This window comes from Cryobacterium sp. AP23 (genome assembly GCF_054075385.1).
The window spans coordinates 1,939,443-1,963,320 of the sequence record NZ_CM133415.1 but is presented as its reverse complement, the minus strand read 5'-3'; the positions used below and the strand labels follow the sequence as shown (position 1 = coordinate 1,963,320).

Sequence of the window (23,878 nt, the reverse complement as noted above, 5' to 3'; positions counted from 1 at the left end):
TCGGGTCAAGCGGATGCTGCGAGGTGCTTAGCCCTGCGCGCGGCGCGGAGCCGAGCGGCGGGCGCCGCCACCGGTGGAGCCGGAGCCGCGAACCAGGCCGCCGACCTGCAGGCCGCCGGAGCGGCCGTTTCCGCCGTTGCCCGAGCCACCCGTGCGGGGCGCGTGGCTGCGGCCGGACGATGCCGGACGCTCGCCACGCTCGTGACGGGCACCGCCGGCGGCAACGGCGTCGCCGCCGCGTCCGCCGCGGCCACCGGAGTCGCGCGAACCGCGGCCGCCGTTGTCACGGTCGTCACGGTTGACGCGCTTGCGCTGGGCGTTGGCGCCCTGCGAGCGGCCGCCCTGCGACTGGCCGTGCGGCTGCTCGACGCGCGGCACCGGCTTGACGTACGCGGCCACATCGCCGGTGAGGGCGATGACGGCGGGGGAGTTGGCGTTCACGCGCTGCGGGGTCACCGTGATGGCGGCCTTGCGCAGCAGCTGGTCGGTGTCGCGCTTCTGCGCGGGCAGCACGATCGTGACCACGTCACCGGCGCTGCCGGCGCGGGCCGTGCGGCCCGAGCGGTGCAGGTATGCCTTGTGCTCTGCGGGCGGGTCCACGTGGATGACGAGTTCGATGTCATCGACGTGCACGCCACGGGCTGCGACGTCGGTGGCGACGAGGACCTTCACGTCGCCGGCGCTGAACGCGGCGAGGTTGCGGTCACGGGCCACCTGGGACAGGTTGCCGTGCAGGTCGACGGAGGGGATGCCCGCGTCGGTGAGCGCCTTGGCCAGCTTCTTGGCGTGGTGCTTGGTGCGCATGAAGAGGATGCGGCGGCCGGTGCCCGAAGCGAGCTTCTCGACGAGCTCCTTCTTGCTGTCGGCGCCGTCGACCTCGAACACGTGGTGGGTCATGGCGGAGACGTGGCTGGTGGCCTCGTCGACCGAGTGCAGGACCTCGTTGTGCAGGAACCGGCGCACGATCTTGTCCACGCCGTTGTCGAGCGTGGCGGAGAACAGCAGGCGCTGGCCGCTGGAGGGGGTCTTGTCGAGGATGCGGGTGACGACGGGCAGGAAGCCCAGGTCGGCCATGTGGTCGGCCTCGTCGAGCACGGTGATCTCGACGGAGTCGAGGTTGACGAAGCCCTGCTTCATGAGGTCTTCGAGCCGGCCGGGGCAGGCCACGACGATGTCGACGCCGGCCTTGAGCGCGGCGACCTGACGGTTCTGCGAGACGCCACCGAAGATGGTGGTGGTGTTCAGGCCGTAGGCCTCGGCGAACGGGGTGAGCGCGTTGGTGATCTGGGTGGCCAGCTCACGGGTCGGCGCGAGGATCAGGCCGAGCGGGCGGCCCGGGCGGCGCTTGCCGCCAGCGAGCTTGCCGCCGAGGCGGGCAGCCATCGGGATGGAGAACGCGAGGGTCTTGCCCGAGCCGGTCTTACCGCGGCCGAGGACGTCGCGGCCCTTGAGGGTGTCGGGCAGGGTGTCGACCTGAATCGGGAACGGGCTGTCGATGCCCTGCTGGGTGAGCACGGCAACGATCGGAGCGGGCACGCCGAGCGCGCTAAAAGAGGTTTCAGACAAAGTGGTGCCTTTCGGGCATCAGTCTCCTCGATCGAACCGGTGTCGCTTGAAGCAACAGCCGGAGCCAGGAGGATTCACATGGCGAAGGTGCCGATGGGCACATCCGTTCGCCGTAAGAAAGTTTCATTCGGAAATCGAGCGGGCTGCATAACCATCCGAGTCTTATCCGGACGTGCGGCCATCAATAAGAAGAGGGCGTTCTACGACGCAGTGAGCGCAACTACGAACTCACAAGTAGGTCTACTCTAGCGGATGCTGTCAAGGCGACACCGGAAATGGTCGCCTAAAACCGTCCTCACCGGGACTTTGGACCCTAGTCCCTGGGCGTGTACAGCTCGCCGACCGGAATCTCGACCGTAACGATGTTGCCGGCCTGCGGCAGCGGGCAGGCCCACATCGGGTCGTACGCGCAGGACGGGTTGTAGGCGAAGTTGAAGTCGAGGATCAGGCTGTCGTCGCCGACGCCCGGGCCGAGGTCGGCGCCCTTGACCGTGTCGAGCAGGTACCGGCCGCCGCCGTAGGTGCCGCCGGGCTTGCCGGCGAGGGAGTCCTTCAGCGGCAGGAACAGGCCGCCGGCGTAGCTGGCCAGTCGCCAGACGTCGAGCGAGCCGATGTAGGGCAGGCGCACGGAGCCGATCAGGTCGAACGGCACCACGCCGTCGGTGCCGGTCTCCACCTTGATGCGGTGCGGCTCCGGCGTGCGGTGCACCTCCACCTCGAACCGCCAGTCGGGGTCGTAGGCGGCCACGGTGAGACCCGTGAACGCGGCCCGGTCATCCGGCAGCAGGGGAGAGGAGGGGTGCCCGGCGAACAGTTCGTCGCGACCGGAGCGCCACAGTTCGTGGCCGGCGGACGGGTTGCGCACGCTGAGCTGCCGCACCCCGCCGTAGAGCCCGAACACGCGGCGGCGCCAGTCGGCGATCTGCAGGGCTCCGATGGTTGTGCTCATGGGTTCAGGCTAGCCCGTCGCCCTCCTCGGAGCCGTCGGCCGCGCCAGCGGCCACGAAAGCGGGATCATCGGCGCCCAGGTCGTACCGCCAGGTGGGGGCCAGGGCCTTCAGCCGCAGCATCCGCAGCTGCCAGAACGCCCACAGGCCCGGCCACACGGCGAGGGTCGCCGGGCCGGCCGAGAAGATCAGCTGGTCGCGGTACAAGGTCTTGCCGGTCCCGGCCGGGTCGGGGGCGATGGCCATGCTGTGGTCCCAGTGCGTGATGGCGGACATCAGGCCGGAAACGCCGTTGCCGGTGTCGCGCACGATGCGTACGCCGGTCTTGTTGGTGCGCATGTTCAGCCGGATCATCTGCTCGCCCAGCGGCACCACACCCAGCCCGCTCATCGTTACCGGGTGCTCGCCGGGCTCCCAGCGGGTGGGGAACCCGTCGGTTTCGAGCGACTCCACGCTCATCAGCGGGCCGCTCACCTCCCGGAAGACGGCGGGGCTGGCCAGGGCCCGCCAGGCGGCATCCGGGGTGCAGTCGAGGATCTCTTTCAGCAGTACACGCATGCACTCAGTCTGTGCTGTCGGGGCAATGCACTACAACTAGTACGTGGCGATTCGGTACTGGCTCGGGGTAGTGCAGCAGGAGTATGTGCTGCGGAGCGTCGCCATGGGCCTGGCCCAGATGAACTACGCCGCACGCGAGATCCTCGAGAGCATGAACGAATCCGACGGGCTGGTCTACTACTCGCCCAAGACCGAGTGCGAGGGTGAGCGGCTGCGCCAGTTCACCGCGATCGGGTACGTGAGCGATGACGTGGTGGTGCAGGTCGGCGACTCCGGCAGCGAGTACCGGCCGTGGCGGCGGCGGGTGCAGTACGACCCGGATGCCGAGCCGGCGTCGATCCGGCCGCTGCTCAAGGTGCTCGACCTCACTCGCGACGACCCCAACTGGGGCCGGCAGCTGCGCCGCGGCCTGCTCGAGATCAGCCGGCACGACTTCGACCTCATCCGCGCGCAGATGCGCCGCCCCACCGCCGACGACCGCCGCCGCTGACCCGACCCGGCCTCGACGGCCCCCCACCCCCGTTCTGACTGGCCCACTTTTGCTAGTGCGTGCCCCCTCCGCACTAGCAAAAACGGGCCACCCCACCGTGACTGGCCCACTTTTGCTAGTGCGCGCCCCCTCCGCACTAGCAAAAGTGGGCAACTCATGACGGGACTCGTCTGGGCCTTTCATCGGGGCTTCCACCAGCTTCGATCAATAGGATGGCGCCATGATCGATGCTCTCTGGTGGCTCCCGTCCGTCATCGTCCTGGCCGTTGTCGTCGGTGTGATCCTGCTGCTGGTGGCCGCGTCCAAGCGGAAGACCCGCGGCGTCCGCGCGGCGCACGCCGCCGAGGTGACCGAGCGGGCCCGCACGGCGGCGATCAGCCTGGTGAGGGCGGATGACCTCGTCGAGGCCGCGACCGACGAACTCGGTTTCGCGCAGGCCCAATTCGGCGAGCGGGCCACCGCTGACTTCGCCGCCGCCCTTGAGGTGTCCAAACGGCAGCTGCGCGACGCCTTCGCGCTCAAGCAGAAGCTCGACGACGGGGTGCCCGACAGTGACAGCGAGATCCGGCAGTGGACCGAGCAGATCACCAAGCTCGCCGACGAGGCCACCGCCCGGCTGGATGCGCAGACCCGGGACTTCGACAGCAAACGGGTGGTCGAACAGAACGCCCCGCTCCAACTCGACAAACTCACCCGGCGCCTCGACCGGGCCACCGACCGGCTGGCCGGCGGCGCCGCCACCCTCAACCGCCTTTCCGCGAGTTACTCCGCCGCCGCGCTCGCCTCGATCAGCGGCAACGTCGAACGGGCCCGCACCGCGATCGACGCGGGCCGCCGGGCAGCGGATGACGCCGCCGCCCGCCTGGCCGGCGGTTCCACCGAACCCGTCGGCGAGCAGGTCGGCGCCGCCGAGCAGGCCCTGTTCACCGCGACCACCCTGCTCGACGCCATTGAGACCGGCGAGGACCAGCTGCACGTGGGCTTCGCCAGCCTGGGGTCCGCGCTCCAGGCAGCGGAGGCCGAGCTGGCCGAGGCTCGGGCGCTCCGAGACCGGCACGAGGAGTCCGACGCCAGCGAGAACCTCAACCGGGTGATATCAGCCGCCGATGCCGTCGCGGCCGAGCTGCGCCGCCCCGGCCGGGTGAGCGACCCGGCCGCCGACCTTGCCCGGCTGCGGGAGGCGATGGACGGCCTCGACGTCACCCGCTCCGAGGCGCGCAACCGGCAGCTGCGCCGTGACAATGCCCGTGAGGCCTACGTGGGCGCCCGGCTGGCCGCGCGCAGCCAGATCGGGATCACCCGCGACTTCATCACCGCCAACCGCGGCCGGGTGGGCGCCGACGCCCGCACCCGCCTCGCGGAGGCCGAGCGCCAGCTGTCCCTCGCCGAGGCCGAGGCCGACCCGGTCACCGCCCTCGACGCCGCCCGCCGGGCCATGACCCACGCGACGGATGCCGACGCACTGGCCCGGTACGACGCCCCCTGAGTAGCTCCCGCGAGTTGCCCACCTGCGGACGAGTTGCCCCGGTGCAGCGGGGCAACTCATCCGCACCGGGGCAACTCGTGTGGCGGGCTGCGAGTCGCCCGGTGACGCCGTCCGGGGTGGGGTGCATCCCGCCCCGGTATCCTGAACGGGTGAGCGACGTCCAGCCCCAGATCAAGTACCAGGTCCGATTCGACTGGGGAGTGGCCGGGTTCCAGGCGCTCGCGGCGGATGCCGATGTGATCGTCCTGGCGGATGCGCTGCCCACGGTCGCCACGGAGCGCACCCTGCCCACCCCCGTCGCGGCGCACACCGTGATCGTGGCCGATCTCAGCACCAGCGACCTCGTTGCCGACTGGGCGCTCGCCCGCCAGACCGAGAAGGGTGACCGTTTCTCGGTCGCCGTCGTCGCGGTGGGGGAGAGCCGCCCGGACGGCGCCATCCGCTTCGCCATGGAGGACCTGCTCGTGGCCGGCGCCGTGATCGACGCCCTGGCCGAGCGGGGCATCGACCACTGCTCGCCGGAAGCCGCCGCCGCGGCCGCGAGCTTCGTGGGCCTCAAGCGTGCCGTGAAACACCTGGTCAAGGCGTCGGAGACCGGACAGGCCCTCGCCGCCGCCGGTCACGCCCCCGCGTCGGCAGCCGCCCCAACGGATGCCGCCCCGACGGATGCCGCCCCGACGGATGCCGCGCCGACGGCGGCCGCGGTGACTGTCGTCACCACGTTCGCCTTCCCCGCTTGACCCGCCCCGTCAGCGGGCGCCGGACGTGACTGGCCCACTTTCGCTAGTGTTCGTGCCTCCAGCACTAGCAAAAGCGGGCCACCCATCGTTCAGGGCAGGGGAATGCGGTCACGCGATGCGGCGTTGCACCGGGACAGGCGCGTACCTGAATGCGCTTTCACGCACCACCAGTCGAAGGAGCCAGCATGAAGGCAGTACTCAACGGCACGATCGTCGCCGAAGCCGCCCAGGCAGACCTGATCAAGATCGAGGGCAACTGGTACTTTCCGCCGTCGAGTGTCACCGAGGGTTTCCTCACGCCCACGGCCACGCCGTACACCTGCGCGTGGAAGGGTGAGTGCCAGTACTTCACCGTGAGCGACGGCACCTCCAGCGTCACGGATGGCGCGTTCAGCTATCCCACCCCCACCCCGAGCTCCTTCGACCGTGTCGGCCAGGACTACAGCGGCTACGTTGCCTTCTGGAAGGACCTGCAGGTCATCGAGTAGCGCCCGCCCTCACGCCGCTCGCTCGCCCGGCTCACCGCGGCTGCAACTGTTGCCCGTGCGGACATCTGCACCCGGTGTGCCGGGACCAATTGTCCGGTTTGGGAACAGTTGCGGATGCCGGGGTCAGCGCGCGGCGGCCGCGGCCCGGCGGCGGGTGGCCGGGGTGATCTCGCGCCGGGTCCAGGTGATCACGTGCGCGGCGGTGAAGCCGCGCCCGCAGAGCCCGCAGGCCAGCGGCCGGGTGGGCTGGCGGTACCGGTAGTGCGTGTGGCCGGCCGCGCACCGGCCCACCCACGGCGCGAGGTCGTCGGCGATCTCGCCGTCGTGGGTGCGCTTGCCGTCGTAGCCGAGCCCCGCGGCCACACCGCGCCACACCGGGCCGTGCCCGGCGCGGGCGCCGGCCAGGGCGTGCGCCACCTCGTGCAGCAGGATCTGGTGGATCTCGTCGTCACCGTACCGGGCGGCGAGGTAGCGGGACACCGTGATCTTCTTCAGGGTGAAGTTGCACAGCCCGGCCCGCTTCTTGGCGTTGTCGAAGTCGAAACTCCAGCTCGGGTCGAGGTGCAGCGTGATGAGGGCGTCCGCCCAGTGGCGCACCCGTTTGAGGTCGGCCATCAGGGACCCACCTGCACCTGGTAGAGACGATCGTCGCCGGGGGCGGGGCTGCCGCGGCCATCCGTGTTATTGCTCACGAACCACAGTGTGCCATTGGGGCCGGACACCACGTCGCGCAGCCGGCCGAAGCTGTTGACAAACCAGTTGTCCACCGTTCCTGTGGAGGGATCGACGCGCCACATCCGTTCGCCGCGGAGGCTGGCCAGGAACAGGGTGTCGCCCACGATCGTGAGGCCGCTGGGGCTGGCCTCGTCGGTGGCCCATTGCTGCACGGGGTTGACGAACGGGGCCGCGCCGCCGCCGCCCTCCACCTCGGGCCAGCCGTAGTTGCCGCCCGCGGTGATGAGGTTGAGCTCGTCCCAGGTGTTCTGCCCGAACTCGCTGGCCCAGAGCCGGCCGGTCGAATCCCAGGCGATGCCCTGCGGGTTGCGGTGCCCGTACGAGTAGACGAGGGTGCCGAACGGGTTGCCGGCCGGCACGTCACCGGTGGGAGTCATCCGCAGGATCTTGCCGCCCAACGAGTCGAGGTCCTGGGCGTTGGCGGAGTTGCCCGCGTCGCCGGCAGTGGCGTACAGCATGCCGTCCGGCCCGACGCCGAGCCGGCCGCCGTTGTGGTTGCCCGCGGCCGGGATGCCGGTGAGCACGTCCTCCGCAGCGCCAAGGCCGACGCTGCCCGCGGCGCCCGTGAGCGGCATCCGCACGATGCGGTTGTCGGATGCGGCGGTGAAATAGGCGTAGACCCAGCCGCTGTCGAGCGTGGTGGCCGCGCTCGGGTCCGGGGTCCCGTCCGGGGTCGGTTCGGCCACAACGATGCCGCTGCCGTTGTCGGCCAGCGGCAGGTAGGCCAGCCCGAGCAACCCGCCCTCACCGTTGGGCTGCACGCCGGCGACGGTGGCGGCGTCGCGCAGGGTCCCGTCCGGCAACAGCTCGCGGATCAGGGCGGTGTCGCGTTCGCTGATCAGGGTGGCGCCGTTCGGCAGCCGCAGGATCGACCAGGGCGCGTCGAGACCGGAGGCGATCACCACGGGTTCCCCGAGCGGCCGCACCGGCACCGGCGCCGCCGGGGCCGCCGCATCCGTGGGCTCAGCGGTGGGGGAGGCGGTGGCCTCCGGTTGCGCCGGGGTGGAACTGCCCACGCTCGGCCGGGGCGCACCCGCCGAGCAGGCGCACAACAGCGCAACCACGCCCGCGGCGATCACGCCGGCCCAAACCCGTCTTCGATGCATATCTCCTGCAGAATGCCACGAAAGTCTCGGAAAGGGCCACATCTGCCCTCGGCCCGCCCGAGCGGAGGCGCCGGCGCCTAGCCCGCGCAACTCGTCGAGAGCGGCGGGCGGGGTGACTCAGGTCAGCGGGGCAGGCGGCGCTCGCCGATGAAGGACTCGACCACGGCGACCGCGATCAGCGCACTCTCCAGGTCATCGGGGGATGCGCCGGCCTTGTCCCGCAGAAACACCGCGGCCTTGAAGTCGGTGAGGGCGTTCTCCAGGTCGTGCTGGTCGAAGTGCACCTTGCCGCGGGTTTCCCGGGCGAACGCGGCCGTGATGGTCCACTCATGGGTTTCCGACTCGAGAATGCACTGGGTCAGCTCCGCGGCGGCTTCCTCGAGCTTGTCCTGGAACTGCATGACCTGGGCACGGCGGATGCGGCACAGCACGAAGTCCTGCCGGTCACCGGTGAACCGGGCCTGGCGCAGGGCCTGGTTGGCGATCTCGAACGCCTCGTCCAACCGGTCGAGCAGGCGCAGCAGCGTGACCTTCTCGTTGAGCGCCGAGAGGCTGCGGAGCTTGCCGAGGTCATTGAGACGGTCGGATGCTGCGGGGAGGTCGACTTTTTCCCGGAGGGTGACGGCGTCGTAGCCAGTGATGATGGTCAGGATGGTGTCCTTGACAGGGCGGCCGAGGGGTGCCGCGAGGGAGGTCGGGTTCCCTTCCAGAGTAACCCGGCCGGGGCACCGATCCGGCAAGCGGGAGGGGTGTGGCTGAGCCGTTTCGGCCCGGGCCCGGGTTCCACAGCGAATCAATTCACCGGAGGCGCTGTGCCTCGGCCGTCCGTCCGGGCGTGTTGCCGGCCGCGCGCCCCCGCAACCGAGGCGCCGTCGGTGACGAGACCCCCTTTCGGTGCATCCGCAAGCCCCGCCCACTGACCTGAGCATTCCTCAGGGCGGGCGTACGTTGTGTGCATCGAGGCGGACACGGTCGTCAAAGCCGACACCGGCCCTGTCTCACCGGCTCCGGTTCCGTTTGCAACGGAGCAACACGAAAGGACCCACCCATGCACACCCTGTCCAGGGAGGGTCTGGCCCTGCGAACCTTGGCCCTCAGCCTGACCGCCGCCCTCACCATCACCCTCGTAACGGTCGGTGCCCCGCCCCCCGCCACCGCCGCACCACAGACACCGAACCTGCCGACCCTGAACATCACCCTCAGCGACCCGAACGCCTCGCACAACACGCTGAGCTACGTGCACGCATCCAAGGACAACGAAGTCGCGACGACGATGACGGTCGAGGACCCTGCCGGGGTGAACACCATCTCCGTCCCGGTTCCCGGCGAGATCAAGGGCCGTGGCAACCACACCTGGAAACTGGCCAAGAAGCCGTACCAGATCAAGTTCGAGGAGAACACCGCTCTTCTCGGCATGGCCCCCTCCAAGACGTGGATCCTTCTCGCGAACGCCGCCGACGCATCCCTGATGCGCAACAAGGCTGCCTTCGACCTGGCCGCTTCCATCGGGCTGGCGTACTCCCCGGAATCCAAATGGGTCGACCTGCGTGTCAACGGCACGTATCTCGGCAACTACCTGGTCAGTGAGAAGACCGAGGTCAAGAAGAACCGCGTCGACCTCGGGAACAATCAAGGCGTGCTGGTCGAGCTGGACAACAGCTACGGCGCGGCCGAACCCTACAAATTCACGACCGCGACCAGCAAGTCCCTCTTCGTCCTGAAGGACGCGAAAGCCGGCGTTCCGGACCCCGATGAGGGTTCGCTTCCCGCCGACACCGTGGCCGGCTGGAACGACATGAAGAGCACCCTGAACACGGTGGACGCGATACTGGCCGCGCCGCAGGTCGACTGGGCTGCGCTGAGCGCCTTGATCGACGTCGACTCATTCGTGAAGTTCTACTACGTGATGGAACAGACGGCCAATCCCGAGATCACGCAGTCGAGCATCTACTTCTACAAGAACGGGCCCGGTACCAAGCTGTACGCCGGACCAGTGTGGGACTTCGACACGGCATTGGGCAACTTCGACCGCGCTCGGCACCTCGGCTCGGATCCGAAGGCGGACTACGCGAAGAACGCACAGATCCTGCAGCAGCACGGCAACGGCTTCTTCGTTGACCTGTTCCGTTCCAAGGACTTCGTCATTCGGGCAAACCAGATGTGGCAAGCGGGCATCTCCAACCAGGTGGGCCTGATGCCGGCCAAGATCACCCGCTGGGAGAACGAGATCAAAGCCTCCGCCGCCCAGAACTTCGCCGTCTGGCGCATCCTGGGCACGCCGACGCTGCTGATCCCCGGCGGCAAGGACTACCACAGCACGTACGCCGGCGAGGTCGGTTACCTCCGCGACTGGGTCACCACCCGAGCCAGAATCTTCATCAAGGAGCAGGGCGCGACACCGATGCTCCGCTACCAATCCCACCTGCAGAACATCGGTTGGCAACGGAAAGTGAACACCGGGCAGGTGGCCGGCACGATCGGTCAGTCCCTGCGGACCGAAGCATTCATGCTCGAGACACCGGGATCCACTGCGATCGCGAACATTCAGGCCAACGCCCACGTCGAGAACCTCGGCTGGCTGGACTGGCATACGGCCGCCCGCGTCGGGACAACCGGCCTCAGCCTGCGGATGGAGGCAATCCAGTTCCGGCTGACCGGTGCGCTGGCGTCCCAGTACGACATCTCCTACCGCACCCACGTGCAGGACGTGGGATGGCAGTCGTGGGTGAGTAACGGTGCGACAGCGGGCACGACGGGCCAGGGGAAGCGGATCGAGGCGATCCAGGTGCGCCTGCTCGCCAAAGCGACACCGACGCTCCCGTCACTGCCCTAGAAACTGGCACCGGTGAGCACTCAAATGTCGAGAGCGGGCAAGGGGCGACGCGCCCGCCGAACCGGTGCGAGCGTGCTCGCCTCCGTGGCCGCTGCTCTTGTTCTGGCCGGATGCGTGTTCGTCTCTCCCGCGAATTCCGACCCGGGACCCTCGGAAAACACCGCGCCGCCGCCACCGCCGGCGACCCGGCTGGCGCTGATCTCCGACTTCGGAACCTGCGACGCCGGCGAACAGTGGGCGGCGGATCAGGTTGCCGCGTGGGACGTGGACGCGATCGTGACGGCCGGGGACAACACCCAGCAGGTTGAGGGCTGTATTCCGTATGACGAATCGGTCTGGGGCTACTTCGACCACGGTCGGAACGGGCAGGGCACGCCCCCGCTGTGGCCCACGCTCGGCAACCACGACTACACCGATGCGGGTGCCGGGCTCGACGCGTACCGCGCTGCCTTCCCGTACCTCAGTACGGCCGCCGACCCTCAGCAGCGCTGGTACACGCAGGATGTCGGCGACGTCACGCTCTTCGTGCTGGACAGTGAGACCACTCCCGCGGAGTTGGAGATCCAGCGGACCTGGTTGAAGGCAGCCCTGTCTGACCAGCGTGCGGCCCGACCGGATGCCTGGAATGTGGTGTTGTTTCACCGCCCCGCGTACACGTCCGGCGTACACGACGACAACCGGGAGATGCGGCCCACCGCCGGCTGGGACTACGCCGGGTGGGGCGCCGATATCGTCATCGCCGGCCATCAGCACATCTATGAGGACGTCGTCGTCGATGGCCTGCACTACCTCACGGCCGGCCTCGGTGGCACGGCCAACTTCCGCCCGTGTCCCGTCGCGCTGCGCGAGGGCAGCCGGCTCTGCCTGGATGGGACCGGGGCGAGCCTGATCGAGGCGACGGCCGAGCAGTTCGTGCTGCAGTACTACCGGCAGGATGCTGACGGCACGGCAACGCTCGGCGACACCATCCGCCTCATCCGCTAGGCGCGCCGCCGCACGAGGTGCGGCCGGCAACTGTTGCCCGTGCGGACAATTGCACCCGGTGTGCCGGGACCATTTGTCCGCAGTGGGAACAGTTGGGCGGCGGGGAGCGCCGGGCGGGCGGGGAGGGGTGCGGCTCAGTTGCCGATCTGGAAGACCGTGCGGCCGGGCAGGGGCGAGGGCGTCGCCGTCGCATCCGTGGCCACCGACGCGGCCGACATGAACTGCTTGAGCTCGGCGCCCTCGACCACCTTGGCCGGATGCGGGCCGCCGGCCAGCAGCCGCGGCACCCAGTGCAGGTCCAGCGGGGTGTGCGCGGCGACGAAGACGATGTTGCCGAACCGGCGCCCCTTGAGCACCTGCGTCTCGGCCAGGCCGATGACGTGCCCGAACACCGCGGAGAGGGTCGCGGCCTGGGCGCGGGCGAAGGCGAGGCCCGGCCCATCCGCCACGTTCACGGCCAGCACGCCGCGGGGAGAGAGCAGCGGAGCGGCGAGCTCGTAAAACTCCCGGCTGGTGACGTGCGCGGGGGTGCGGGCGCCGGAGAAGATGTCCACGACCACGAGGTCCACCGAGCCGTGCAACCCGGCGGGCAGCTTGCCGAGCACCTCACGGGCGTCGCCGTGCCGCACCCGCAGGTTGGCGCGCTTGTCCCAGGGCAGCTCGGCGCGCACGAAATCGATGAGGTCGCTTTCGATCTCCACCACCTGCTGGCGCGAACCCGGCCGGGTCGCCTCCACGTAGCGGGGGAGGGTGAGCGCGCCGGCGCCCAGGTGCACGGCCGTGATCGGCTCGCCCGGGTCGCCGATCAGGTCGATGACGTGCCCGATGCGCTGGATGTACTCGAAGAACAGCTCGTCGGGGTTGTCGATGTTCACGTGCGACTGCGGCGTGCCGTCCACCACCAGCTGGTAGCTGCCCGGGGTGAACCGGTCGGGCTCGATGACGGCCTGGTGCCCGCTCAGTTTCAGCGTGATCGTCGGATGTTCGTGCTCGCCCCTGCTCATTCCCCCAGTCTGACAGCCCCGTGCAGCGGTATCCGCGTGGATGGTGCAGAATGGAGCAACTCGCGAAGACGCCCAGCCGCTCCAGCCGGCTCGTGCGAAACCGGGTTATACCTGAGAATTTCGCGAAGGTCAACATTGCAGTAGACACGGGCGCCACAAGGGCATATAGTTGACCTTTGCGCTCCCAGATTTAACTCTGCCTTCATATTGCGGTCGGCTTTGCGTGCTCAAGCCACCTTGCAGCACATTTCTGAGCCGGATGTCCTCATATCGCGGATAGGCATCCCTGCTCAGGATCTGCGGAGTCCATCCCAAATTACTAACAGTGATTAGACCTGACGGGGTCCACGGAGGTTACTTCCTTGGCTGCTGCGCGCAACGCAACCACCAATTCACCCAAGAACGGACGAGCTGCTGGCCGTCTTTCGTTCGCAAAGATCACCGACAACCTGACGGTTCCCGATCTGCTCGCTTTGCAGACCGAGAGCTTCGACTGGCTCGTCGGCAACGACATCTGGAAGGCTCGCGTCGCCGAGGCCCAGGCTGCCGGACGACAGGACCTGCCGACCCGCACCGGTCTCGACGAGATCTTCGAGGAGATTTCTCCGATCGAAGACCTCAGCGAAACGATGCAGCTGTCGTTCACCAACCCGGAGCTCGAGCCGGAGAAGTACACGATCGACGAGTGCAAGGAAAAGGGCAAGACCTATTCCGCACCGCTGTACGTGAACGCTGAGTTCATGAACCACCTCACCGGTGAGATCAAGACCCAGACCGTGTTCATGGGCGACTTCCCGCTGATGACCCCCAAGGGCACCTTCGTGATCAACGGCACCGAGCGTGTCGTCGTGTCGCAGCTGGTGCGCTCCCCGGGTGTGTACTTCAACCGTGAGCAGGAGAAGACCTCCGACAAGGACATCTACTCCGCCCGCGTCATCCCGAGCCGTGGTGCCTGGCTCGAGTTCGAGATCGACAAGCGCGACCAGGTCGGCGTTCGCATCGACCGCAAGCGCAAGCAGTCCGTCACGGTGTTCCTCAAGGCTCTCGGACTCACCTCCGAAGAGATCCTCGAGGAGTTCAAGGGCTTCGCGTCCATCGAGCTCACCCTCGAGAAGGACAACATCCTCACGAAGGAAGAAGCCCTCAAGGACATCTACCGCAAGCTGCGCCCGGGCGAGCAGGTTGCCGCCGAGGCCGCACGTGCGCTGCTGGACAACTTCTTCTTCAACTCCAAGCGCTACGACCTGGCCAAGGTTGGTCGTTACAAGATCAACCGCAAGCTGGGCCTCGAGGCTCCGCTGAGCGACTCCGTCCTCACGCTCCAGGACATCCTGGCCACGATCAAGTACCTGGTTGCGCTGCACGACAACCAGACCACGATCCGCGGCAAGCGCGACGGCGTCGAGACGGACATCCGCATCGACATCGACGACATCGACCACTTCGGTAACCGTCGTATCCGCGCCGTCGGCGAGCTCATCCAGAACCAGGTCCGCACCGGCCTGTCCCGCATGGAGCGCGTCGTTCGCGAGCGCATGACCACGCAGGACATCGAAGCGATCACCCCGCAGACCCTGATCAACGTGCGCCCCGTCGTCGCCGCGATCAAGGAGTTCTTCGGTACGTCGCAGCTGTCGCAGTTCATGGACCAGAACAACCCGCTCGCAGGCCTCACGCACAAGCGTCGCCTGTCCGCGCTGGGCCCGGGTGGTCTGTCCCGTGACCGTGCCGGCGTCGAGGTGCGAGACGTTCACCCGTCCCACTACGGCCGCATGTGCCCGATTGAAACCCCGGAAGGCCCGAACATCGGCCTGATCGGTTCGCTCGCCTCGTTCGCGCGGATCAACGCCTTCGGTTTCATCGAGACCCCGTACCGTCGCGTCATCGACGGTGTCGTCTCCACGACGATCGACTACCTCACCGCGAGTGAGGAAGACGAGTACATCGTCGCGCAGGCCAACGCCCCGCTGACCAAGGCTGCCCGCTTCGCTGAAGGCCGTGTTCTGGCCCGTAAGAAGGGTGGAGAGGTTGACCTCTTCCCCGCAGAAGACATCGGCTACATGGATGTTTCGCCGCGCCAGATGGTGTCGGTCGCGACCTCGCTCATCCCCTTCCTCGAGCACGACGATGCTAACCGCGCACTCATGGGTGCCAACATGCAGCGTCAGGCTGTGCCGCTGCTGCTCAGCGACAGCCCGCTGGTCGGAACCGGTATGGAGGGCTTCGCGGCCATCGACGCCGGCGACGTGCTCACCGCACAGAAGTCCGGTGTGGTCATGGAGGTGTCGGCTGACGTCGTCACCATCCAGCTCGACGAGGGTGGAACGCAGGACTACTACCTGCGCAAGTTCAGCCGCTCCAACCAGGGCACCAGCTACAACCACCGTGTCATCGTCAACGCCGGCGACCGTATCGAGGCCGGCGAGGTCATCGCCGATGGTCCCGCTACCGACCAGGGCGAGCTCGCACTCGGAAAGAACCTCCTCGTGGCATTCATGTCATGGGAGGGTCACAACTTCGAGGACGCCATCATCCTGAGCCAGAACCTGGTGAAGGACGACGTTCTCTCCTCGATTCACATCGAAGAGTACGAAGTTGACGCGCGCGACACCAAGCTGGGCAAGGAAGAGATCACCCGCGACCTGCCGAACGTCTCCCCGGACCTGCTTGCAGACCTGGACGAGCGCGGCATCATCCGCATCGGTGCCGAGGTTCGCCCCGGCGACATCCTCGTGGGCAAGGTCACGCCGAAGGGCGAGACCGAGCTGTCCGCTGAGGAGCGCCTGCTGCGCGCGATCTTCAACGAGAAGAGCCGCGAAGTTCGCGACACCTCGCTGAAGGTTCCCCACGGTGAGCGTGGCACCATCATCGGTGTCAAGGTCTTCGACTCGCAGGATGGCGACGACGAGCTCGGCTCGGGCGTCAACCAGCGCGTTGTGGTCTTCATCGCCCAGAAGCGCAAGATCACCGAGGGTGACAAGCTCGCCGGTCGTCACGGCAACAAGGGTGTCATCTCCAAGATCCTGCCGGTCGAGGACATGCCGTTCCTCGCCGACGGAACCCCGGTCGACATCATCCTGAACCCGCTGGGCATCCCCGGTCGAATGAACTTCGGCCAGGTCCTGGAGACCCACCTCGGATGGATCGCCAAGCAGGGCTGGCAGGTTGAGGGCAAGCCCAAGTGGGCCGGCCGTCTTCCCGAAGCCGCGCACAGCGCCGCCCCGAACACCAAGGTTGCGACCCCGGTATTCGACGGCGCGCTCGAGGAGGAAATCGCCGGTCTGCTCGACTCGACGACTCTGACTCGTGACGGCGACCGCCTGATCGACTCGACCGGAAAGACGCAGCTGTTCGACGGCCGCTCCGGCGAGCCGTACCCGATGCCCATCGCGGTCGGATACATGTACATCCTGAAGCTGCACCACCTTGTCGACGACAAGATCCACGCACGCTCGACGGGTCCGTACTCCATGATCACGCAGCAGCCGCTGGGTGGTAAGGCGCAGTTCGGTGGACAGCGTTTCGGTGAGATGGAGGTGTGGGCGCTCGAAGCATATGGAGCCGCTTACGCCCTGCAGGAACTCCTGACCATCAAGTCGGACGACATCCTCGGCCGCGTCAAGGTGTACGAAGCCATCGTCAAGGGCGAGAACATTCAGGAACCCGGTATCCCCGAGAGCTTCAAGGTTCTGATCAAGGAAATGCAGTCGCTGTGCCTGAACGTCGAGGTGCTCTCGGCCGATGGAACCGCAGTCAGCCTGCGCGACACGGATGACGAGGTCTTCCGCGCAGCGGAGGAGCTGGGCATCAACATTTCCACCCGGTTTGAGTCGTCTTCAATTGACGACATCTAAGCCTGGCCACTGACGAATACTCGAAAACTTTCCAAGGAGAGAAATTGCTCGACGTAACAACATTTGACGAGCTTCGCATTGGCCTGGCCACCGCTGACGACATCCGTCGTTGGTCGCACGGTGAGGTCAAGAAGCCCGAAACCATCAACTACCGCACGCTCAAGCCCGAAAAGGATGGCCTCTTCGGAGAGCAGATCTTCGGACCGTCCCGCGACTGGGAGTGCTCGTGCGGCAAGTACAAGCGAGTGCGCTTCAAAGGCATCGTTTGTGAGCGCTGTGGCGTAGAGGTCACGAAGTCGTCGGTGCGCCGTGAGCGCATGGGCCACATCGAGCTCGCCGCCCCCGTTACTCACATCTGGTACTTCAAGGGTGTGCCCTCGCGTCTCGGTTACCTGCTGGACATGGCTCCGAAGGACCTCGAAAAGGTCATCTACTTCGCCGCCTACATGGTCATCGAGGTTGACGAAGACGGTCGCCACCAGGACATGCCTGGGCTGGAGAACGAACTGCGCCTCGAGATCAAGACTCTCGAAGGCAGCCGCGACTCCCGCATCGCCGACCGCCTGCAGCGCCTCGAAACCGACCTCGCAGCACTGGAGGCCGAAGGCGCCAAGAGCGACCAGAAGAAGCGCACCAAGGACGCCGCCGAGAAGGAGATGTCCCAGGTTCGCAAGGCCCTGGACGAGCAGATCGCTCACCTCGAGCGTGTGTGGGAAGACTTCCGCACCCTCAAGGTCGGCGACCTGAAGCCGGAAGACTCCGTCTTCCACGAGCTCCAGGACCGCTTCGGCATGTACTTCGAGGCCTACATGGGCGCCGAGGCCATCAAGAAGCGCCTCGAGGCGTTCGACCTGGTCACCGAGAGCGAAAACCTGCACCTGCAGATCGCCGAGGGCAAGGGTCAGAAGAAGATCCGCGCCATCAAGCGTCTGCGCGTCGTCAACGCCTTCATCATGACCGGCAACTCGCCGGCCGCGATGGTGCTCGACGTCGTGCCGGTCATCCCGCCGGAACTGCGCCCGATGGTGCAGCTCGACGGTGGCCGCTTCGCGACCTCTGACCTCAACGACCTCTACCGTCGTGTAATCAACCGCAACAACCGTCTGCGTCGTCTGCTTGACCTCGGTGCCCCCGAGATCATCGTGAACAACGAGAAGCGGATGCTGCAGGAGGCCGTTGACGCGCTCTTCGACAACGGTCGTCGTGGCCGTCCCGTCACGGGTACCGGTAACCGCGCCCTCAAGTCCCTGAGCGACATGCTCAAGGGTAAGCAGGGTCGGTTCCGTCAGAACCTGCTCGGTAAGCGCGTTGACTACTCTGGCCGTTCGGTCATCATTGTCGGCCCGCAGCTGAAGCTGCACCAGTGTGGTCTGCCCAAGCAGATGGCGCTGGAGCTCTTCAAGCCGTTCGTGATCAAGCGCCTGATCGACCTGAGCCACGCTCAGAACATCAAGGCCGCCAAGCGCATGGTCGAGCGCAGCCGCCCGCAGGTTTGGGACGTGCTCGAGGAGATCATCCGTGAGCGCCCGGTTCTGCTGAACCGTGCACCCACGCTGCACCGCCTCGGTATCCAGGCCTTCGAACCTCAGCTCGTGGAGGGTAAGGCCATCCAGCTGCACCCCCTCGTCTGTGCGGCGTTCAACGCCGACTTCGACGGTGACCAGATGGCTGTGCACCTGCCGCTGTCGATGGAGGCCCAGGCCGAAGCGCGCATCCTGATGCTCGCCTCGAACAACATCCTGAAGCCGTCCGACGGTCGCCCGGTGACCCTGCCCACCCAGGACATGATCATCGGTCTGCACCACCTGACCACGCTCAAGGAAGGCGTCACCGGCGAGGGCCGCGCGTTCACCTCTGTCTCGGAGGCCATCCTGGCCCACGACCAGAAGTCGCTCGACCTCAACGCCAAGGTGCGCATCCGCATCAGCGACCTGTACTTCACCGAGGGCACCCAGCCCGATGGTGTCGAGCTGGTCGACGGTCAGGCCGTCGGTACCGTGCTGGTGAACACCACGCTGGGCCGCGCCATCTTCAACGAGGCGCTGCCGGCCGACTACCCGTACTTCGAGAAGGTTGCCGACAAGGGCACCCTCTCGGCGATCGTGAACGACCTGGCAGAGCGGTACCCGAAGGTGGAAGTAGCGGCAACGCTGGACCGCATCAAGGACGCCGGCTTCTACTGGGCCACTCGCTCGGGTGTGACCGTTGCACTCTCCGACATCCTGACGCCTCCGAACAAGAAGGAGATCGTCGGTACGTACGAGAAGATGGCCGCGAAGGTCCAGACGCAGTTCGAGAAGGGTCTCACGACCGACCTCGAGCGTCGTCAGGAGCTCATCCAGATCTGGACCAAGGCGACCGAAGACGTCGCCGCGGCCATGCAGGCGAACTTCCCGGCTGACAACACGATCAACCGGATGGTCACCTCTGGTGCTCGTGGTAACTGGCTGCAGGTGCGAAACATCGCCGGTATGCGTGGTCTGGTTAACAACCCGAAGGGTGAGATCATCCCTCGCCCGATTATCTCGAGCTACCGCGAAGGCCTGTCCGTCGCCGAGTACTTCATTGCTACTCACGGTGCTCGTAAGGGTCTGGCCGACACCGCTCTGCGTACCGCAGACTCCGGTTACCTCACCCGTCGTCTCGTCGACGTCTCGCAGGATGTCATCATCCGCGAAGACGACTGCGGTACGACCAAGGGCCTCGAGCTGCCGATCGCCACGAAGGATGCCGCGGGTAACCTCTCGCGTCACCCGAACGTGGAGAACGCGGTTTACGCTCGCAGCCTGGCCGCCCCCGCGGTCAACGGCAAGGGCGAGGTCGTTGCTGACGCCGGAGACGACGTCGGCGACGTGATGATCGAGAAGCTGGTCGCGGCCGGTGTCGAGAACATCAAGGTGCGCTCGGTGCTGACTTGCGAGTCTGCTGTCGGTGTGTGTGCGGTCTGCTACGGCCGTTCGCTTGCTACCGGCCTGCTCGTGGACATCGGAGAGGCCGTCGGCATCATCGCCGCACAGTCGATCGGTGAGCCCGGCACGCAGCTGACCATGCGTACCTTCCACACCGGTGGTTCCGCCTCCGCAGACGACATCACCCAGGGTCTGCCCCGGGTGCAGGAGCTCTTCGAGGCGCGTACCCCCAAGGGTGCATCGCCGATCGTCGACGTTGCCGGCCGCATCACCATCGAGGACACGGATCGTAGCCGAAAGGTGATCCTGACCCCCGACAACGGTGACGAAGCCATCGCCTACCCGGTGCTCAAGCGTGCAACCCTCCTCGTTGAGGATGGCCAGCACGTGGAGCTCGGCACGCAGATCATCATCGGCGCCGTCGACCCGAAGGAAGTTCTTCGTGTCAAGGGTGTCCGCGCGGTGCAGAAGCACCTCGTCGGTGGCGTGCAGGATGTCTACCGTTCGCAGGGCGTGCCGATTCACGACAAGCACATCGAGGTCATCGTTCGTCAGATGCTTCGCAAGGTGACTGTTGTGGAGCACGGCGACACCGGCCTGCTGCCGGGCGAGCTCGTTGACCGGTTGAAGTACAACGAACTCAACCGCACCGCGCTCACCGAGGGCAAGAAGACGGCTTCGGCTCGTCAGGAAGTCATGGGTATCACCAAGGCTTCGCTGGCTACCGAGTCGTGGCTGAGCGCCGCTTCCTTCCAGGAGACCACCCGGGTTCTGACCCAGGCGGCCATGGAAGGCAAGAGCGACCCGCTGATGGGCCTCAAGGAGAACGTGATCATCGGTAAGTTGATCCCGGCCGGCACCGGTCTTCCTCGCTACCGCGACGTCAACGTCGAGGCAACGGATGAAGCCAAGGCTGAGCGTTACCCGAACCGCATCTTCACTGATGATGCAGCGTTCACCGAGGGTGACCTGAGCTTCGTCGACTTCGACAGCTTCTCGTCGGACGACTTCACCCCCGGTACGTACAACTAACCGAGTGTGATGCCCGGATGGCCCCCTGCTTCGGCAGGGGGCCATTCCCCGTTAACCCGCGCTGTGGCACGTGCTGCCGAGAAGACGGCGGCCACCCGATAACCTGAGGGTGAGGGTGCACACCGCGTCACCATCCAGTTGGGGGCAGCACCATGGCGATGGTCAGTCGGATCGGCGCCAGCTTCGTCGCCGCTGTCGGGCTCATGGTCCTGGTCGGCTGGTACACCGGCATGACCGCGCTGACCACCGTGGTGCCGGGTTTCAGCCCGATGATGCCGCTCACCGCAGTCACCCTCATCCTGTTGTCGTTGTCGTTGCTGGTGGGGCACCGCCGCACGGCCGTGGCACTCGGCTCGGTCGCGCTTGCGCTCGCCTCCGCCACACCGGTCGGGTACCTCCTCGGGTCCACGCTCGGCATGGCCGCCTGGGTGCCCGGTATCGACCTCGCGGGCGTCGAGCCACGGATGCCGCCGATCACCGCGGTCGGGCTGACCCTTGTCGCGGTCGCAGTGATCGCCAGCCGGCTGCGCCGGTTCCGGCTGTTGCAGGCCTCCGCACTCGCCGCCCTGGTGATCAGCCTCATCGCCTTGGTCGGCTACGCATATGGCGTCTCGGCGCTGTATACGGTGGCCGGCTTCAGAAGTGTGGCCGTGCATACCGCCGTGAGCATCGCCATCCTGTCGGTGTCGGTGCTGTTGCAGCAGCCCATGGTGGGCCTGGTCGCGCTGCTGCGTGATCAGGGCAGCGCGGGGGCGCTGATGCGCCGCGTGCTGCCGTTCGCCATCGCCGGCCCGTTGCTGCTCGGCCTGCTGTCGCTCGCGGCACAGAGCACGGGGCTGTTCAACGGCACCCAAGGCACCGCGCTTCTCGTGGTGAGCATGGCGGTGTTGGGCACCATCCTGCTGTGGATCGCGGCCCTCGGGGTGCGGTCACTCGATGCGCAACGCAACGAGGTGACGCTCTCCCTCGCCGAGGTGAACCGCACGCTGGAACAGGCCGTGGGGCGGCGCACGGAGCAACTCGCCGAGCTCGCCGACCGGTTGCACACCCTCATCAAGATCTCTCCGGTCGGCATCGTGCAGCTCGACACCGACGGCGGGCTGCTCAGCGCCAACGACCAGTGGTTGGGCCTGAGCGGACTGACTCTCACCGAATCCCTGGGCGACGGCTGGGCGCAAACGATCCATCCCGACGACATCCTGCGGGTGGCCGCGGGATGGGGCGGGGCGGTCGCCGCCGGGTCGACGTACAGCGCAACGCTGCGGTTCAAGACGCCGGAGGGCGAGGTGCATTGGGTGCAGGTCAACACCGCGCCCATCCACGGCCTGGACGGCACGACGATCCTCGGCCATCAGGCCGCTGTCACCGACATCACGGCTCTCCACAACGCCGAGGAAGCCGCCGCCGCCGCCCGGGCCCGCTTCGAGGCGGCCTTCTCCTCGTCCCCGCTCGGCACGGCCATCGTCTCTCCAGACGGCGTGGTGCTGGAGGCCAACAAGAGACTGGTCGAACTGGCCGGCTGGTCCACCGCCGTGGTCGCGCGCCGCATCGACGAGATCTTCATGCCGGCCGACCCGCACGGCGCAGACCAGCTCCGCCAACCCGCCGGTCCCTCCACCCGTCAGCGGATGGATCGGCAGATGCGGCGCGGGGACGGCGAAGAGACCTGGGTGAAGGTCAGCATCGCCGAGATCGACCCGGGGGAGTCGGCCGGGCGGCTGCTGTACCAGCTGGAGGACATCACCGCTCGCCGCCTGGCCGAGGCGCGTGTGGAGCACCTGGCCTTCCACGATCCGCTGACCAACCTGCCCAACCGGCTGTTGCTGCTTGACCGGCTCAACCAGGCCCTGCTGCAGTCGGTGCATCACGGTCAGGGCGTGGCGGTGCTGTTCATCGACCTCGACCGGTTCAAGTTCGTCAACGACAGCCTCGGCCACCACGCGGGAGACACCGTGCTGCACGAGGTCGCCAGCCGGTTGCAGAGCGTCACCCGGTCCACCGATACCGTCTCCCGCATCGGCGGTGACGAGTTCGTGGTGGTCTGCCCCGACGTCGGCAGCATCGACGATGTGCACGCCATCGCGGATGCCATGCAGCGGGCGATTACCGAGCCGATCATGGTCGGTGACCAGGCGGCATCCGTCGACGCCAGCATCGGCATCGCGTTCGGGCTGCGGCACGACGATGCCGAGTCGGTGCTGCGCAACGCCGACCAGGCGATGTACATGGCCAAGGACCGCGGCCGGGCGCGGTACGAGGTCTTCGACGACGACCTGCGAGGCCGGATCGACCGCAGGCTGCAGACCGAGCTGGCGCTGCGCGATGCGGTGCAGCTGAACCAGATTGAGACCTGGTTTCAGCCGATCGTCGACCTGCAGCAGGGCACCGTCGTGGCCACCGAGGCGCTCGCCCGCTGGCGGCATCCGGACCTCGGCCTGGTGTTTCCCGGCGAGTTCATCGCCATCGCCGAAGAGGTCGGTCTGATCAAGGACATCGGCCGCACGGTGCTCGGTCAGGCCTGCCGCACCGCGACGGCGCTCGATGGGCGGATGTCCGTGAGCGTGAACGTGTCACCCCAACAGTTCGTGCGGGACGATTTCGGCGCCGTGGTGAAGCGGGCGCTGGCGGAGAGCGGTCTGCCGCCCCAGCAGCTCTGGCTGGAACTGACCGAGAGCGCCGTGCTCGAGGCGATCGACTCCGCCGCGCGCACCTTCCAGGAACTGCGCGCCCTCGGGGTGCGCCTGGCCATCGACGACTTCGGCACCGGGTACTCCTCCTTCACCCACCTCAAGGCCTTCACCGTTGACCTGCTCAAGATCGACCGCACCTTCATCCGCGACGTCGAACGGTCCGAGCACGACCGGGCCATCGTAGAGGGCATCCTGCGTCTGGCCGACTCGCTCGCCCTCGACGTGGTCGCCGAAGGCATCGAGACCGTCGAACAACGGGATCTGCTCAGGGCCATGGGCTGCCGGTACGGGCAGGGCTACCTCTTCTCCCAGCCCAGTGCGGTGGCGGCCCCGAACGTCAGCTTTCTGCAGCCCCTCCCCGCGCGCGGTGCCGGCCGGCGCGGTTAGCGGCGCAGTTCTCCGTCGCCCAGCGCGGCTGCCGGGGCGGCCCGGCAGTGGCCGATAGTGTGGAGGAAA

16 protein-coding genes are annotated in these 23,878 nt (G+C 67.2%); 9 read left to right on the top strand and 7 right to left on the bottom strand.

All coding sequences use genetic code 11. The features are described from left to right. Positions 1-27: 27 nt before the first annotated feature. The 3 genes from ACU5E9_RS09350 to ACU5E9_RS09340 form a co-directional block, all read right to left on the bottom strand. Positions 28-1,566, bottom strand: a complete 1,539-nt coding sequence (locus tag ACU5E9_RS09350; RefSeq protein WP_456813317.1) for a DEAD/DEAH box helicase — start codon at positions 1,564-1,566, stop codon at positions 28-30. A 313-nt stretch (positions 1,567-1,879) separates the two neighbouring features. Then, positions 1,880-2,515 carry a DUF1684 domain-containing protein gene (locus tag ACU5E9_RS09345; protein ID WP_456813316.1) on the bottom strand — a complete coding sequence of 212 codons (636 nt, stop codon included), beginning with the start codon at positions 2,513-2,515 and terminating at the stop codon, positions 1,880-1,882. A gap of 4 nt (positions 2,516-2,519) precedes the next feature. Then, positions 2,520-3,071, bottom strand: coding sequence for a hypothetical protein (locus tag ACU5E9_RS09340; RefSeq protein WP_456813315.1), 552 nt, complete (start codon positions 3,069-3,071; stop codon positions 2,520-2,522). 43 nt (positions 3,072-3,114) lie between these two features. On the opposite strand from ACU5E9_RS09340, the gene ACU5E9_RS09335 reads away from it, so the two are divergent. The 4 genes from ACU5E9_RS09335 to ACU5E9_RS09320 all read left to right on the top strand — a co-directional run bounded on the left by ACU5E9_RS09335 (position 3,115) and on the right by ACU5E9_RS09320 (position 6,275). Further along, positions 3,115-3,561: an EVE domain-containing protein gene (locus ACU5E9_RS09335; protein ID WP_456813314.1), complete on the top strand. Its 447-nt coding sequence runs from the start codon at positions 3,115-3,117 to the stop codon at positions 3,559-3,561. 220 nt (positions 3,562-3,781) lie between these two features. Further along, positions 3,782-5,047: a hypothetical protein gene (locus ACU5E9_RS09330; protein WP_456813313.1), complete on the top strand. Its 1,266-nt coding sequence runs from the start codon at positions 3,782-3,784 to the stop codon at positions 5,045-5,047. A gap of 149 nt (positions 5,048-5,196) precedes the next feature. After that, entirely contained in the window at positions 5,197-5,787 is a 591-nt protein-coding gene (locus tag ACU5E9_RS09325) for a 2-phosphosulfolactate phosphatase (RefSeq protein ID WP_456813312.1), read from the top strand. A 185-nt stretch (positions 5,788-5,972) separates the two neighbouring features. Further along, positions 5,973-6,275, top strand: a complete 303-nt coding sequence (locus ACU5E9_RS09320; RefSeq protein ID WP_456813311.1) for a DUF427 domain-containing protein — start codon at positions 5,973-5,975, stop codon at positions 6,273-6,275. Between the two features lie 123 nt (positions 6,276-6,398). On the opposite strand, the gene ACU5E9_RS09315 is transcribed toward ACU5E9_RS09320, so the two are convergent. The 3 genes from ACU5E9_RS09315 to ACU5E9_RS09305 form a co-directional block, all read right to left on the bottom strand. Beyond that, a complete protein-coding gene (locus ACU5E9_RS09315; protein ID WP_456813310.1) occupies positions 6,399-6,890 on the bottom strand; it encodes a SprT-like domain-containing protein in 492 nt (163 codons plus the stop codon). Next, a complete protein-coding gene (locus tag ACU5E9_RS09310) occupies positions 6,890-8,116 on the bottom strand; it encodes a PQQ-dependent sugar dehydrogenase (protein WP_456813309.1) in 1,227 nt (408 codons plus the stop codon). The genes ACU5E9_RS09315 and ACU5E9_RS09310 overlap by 1 nt, the downstream gene beginning before the upstream one ends. Before the next feature lie 122 nt (positions 8,117-8,238). Further along, complete coding sequence (locus tag ACU5E9_RS09305; RefSeq protein ID WP_456813308.1) at positions 8,239-8,856, bottom strand: hypothetical protein; 618 nt, start codon at positions 8,854-8,856, stop codon at positions 8,239-8,241. A 308-nt stretch (positions 8,857-9,164) separates the two neighbouring features. On the opposite strand from ACU5E9_RS09305, the gene ACU5E9_RS09300 reads away from it, so the two are divergent. Beyond that, positions 9,165-10,949, top strand: a complete 1,785-nt coding sequence (locus ACU5E9_RS09300) for a CotH kinase family protein (RefSeq protein WP_456813307.1) — start codon at positions 9,165-9,167, stop codon at positions 10,947-10,949. Positions 10,950-10,961: 12 nt separating this feature from the next. Beyond that, complete coding sequence (locus tag ACU5E9_RS09295; RefSeq protein WP_456813306.1) at positions 10,962-11,933, top strand: metallophosphoesterase family protein; 972 nt, start codon at positions 10,962-10,964, stop codon at positions 11,931-11,933. Between the two features lie 134 nt (positions 11,934-12,067). Here ACU5E9_RS09295 and ACU5E9_RS09290 read toward each other — a convergent pair whose 3' ends face one another. Continuing rightward, positions 12,068-12,937 (bottom strand): spermidine synthase, encoded by an 870-nt coding sequence (locus ACU5E9_RS09290; protein WP_456813305.1) that lies wholly within the window; start codon positions 12,935-12,937, stop codon positions 12,068-12,070. 362 nt (positions 12,938-13,299) lie between these two features. Between ACU5E9_RS09290 and rpoB the strand changes: the two genes are divergently transcribed. The 3 genes from rpoB to ACU5E9_RS09275 all read left to right on the top strand — a co-directional run bounded on the left by rpoB (position 13,300) and on the right by ACU5E9_RS09275 (position 23,809). Beyond that, positions 13,300-16,791 (top strand): DNA-directed RNA polymerase subunit beta, encoded by a 3,492-nt coding sequence (gene rpoB / locus ACU5E9_RS09285; protein ID WP_456813304.1) that lies wholly within the window; start codon positions 13,300-13,302, stop codon positions 16,789-16,791. Between the two features lie 44 nt (positions 16,792-16,835). Further along, positions 16,836-20,732, top strand: coding sequence for a DNA-directed RNA polymerase subunit beta' (locus ACU5E9_RS09280; protein WP_456813303.1), 3,897 nt, complete (start codon positions 16,836-16,838; stop codon positions 20,730-20,732). A 152-nt stretch (positions 20,733-20,884) separates the two neighbouring features. Further along, positions 20,885-23,809: a putative bifunctional diguanylate cyclase/phosphodiesterase gene (locus ACU5E9_RS09275; RefSeq protein ID WP_456813302.1), complete on the top strand. Its 2,925-nt coding sequence runs from the start codon at positions 20,885-20,887 to the stop codon at positions 23,807-23,809. Positions 23,810-23,878 lie beyond the last annotated feature (69 nt).

Excerpts from the sequence above, each read along its gene's own strand:
- ACU5E9_RS09345 (WP_456813316.1), bottom strand. The coding sequence starts at position 2,515 with ATGAGCACAACCATCGGAGCCCTGCAGATCGCCGACTGGCGCCGCCGC.
- ACU5E9_RS09340 (WP_456813315.1), bottom strand. The coding sequence starts at position 3,071 with ATGCGTGTACTGCTGAAAGAGATCCTCGACTGCACCCCGGATGCCGCC.
- ACU5E9_RS09330 (WP_456813313.1), top strand. The coding sequence starts at position 3,782 with ATGATCGATGCTCTCTGGTGGCTCCCGTCCGTCATCGTCCTGGCCGTT.
- ACU5E9_RS09320 (WP_456813311.1), top strand. The coding sequence starts at position 5,973 with ATGAAGGCAGTACTCAACGGCACGATCGTCGCCGAAGCCGCCCAGGCA.
- ACU5E9_RS09315 (WP_456813310.1), bottom strand. The coding sequence starts at position 6,890 with ATGGCCGACCTCAAACGGGTGCGCCACTGGGCGGACGCCCTCATCACG.
- ACU5E9_RS09310 (WP_456813309.1), bottom strand. The coding sequence starts at position 8,116 with ATGCATCGAAGACGGGTTTGGGCCGGCGTGATCGCCGCGGGCGTGGTT.
- ACU5E9_RS09300 (WP_456813307.1), top strand. The coding sequence starts at position 9,165 with ATGCACACCCTGTCCAGGGAGGGTCTGGCCCTGCGAACCTTGGCCCTC.
- ACU5E9_RS09290 (WP_456813305.1), bottom strand. The coding sequence starts at position 12,937 with ATGAGCAGGGGCGAGCACGAACATCCGACGATCACGCTGAAACTGAGC.
- ACU5E9_RS09275 (WP_456813302.1), top strand. The coding sequence starts at position 20,885 with ATGGCGATGGTCAGTCGGATCGGCGCCAGCTTCGTCGCCGCTGTCGGG.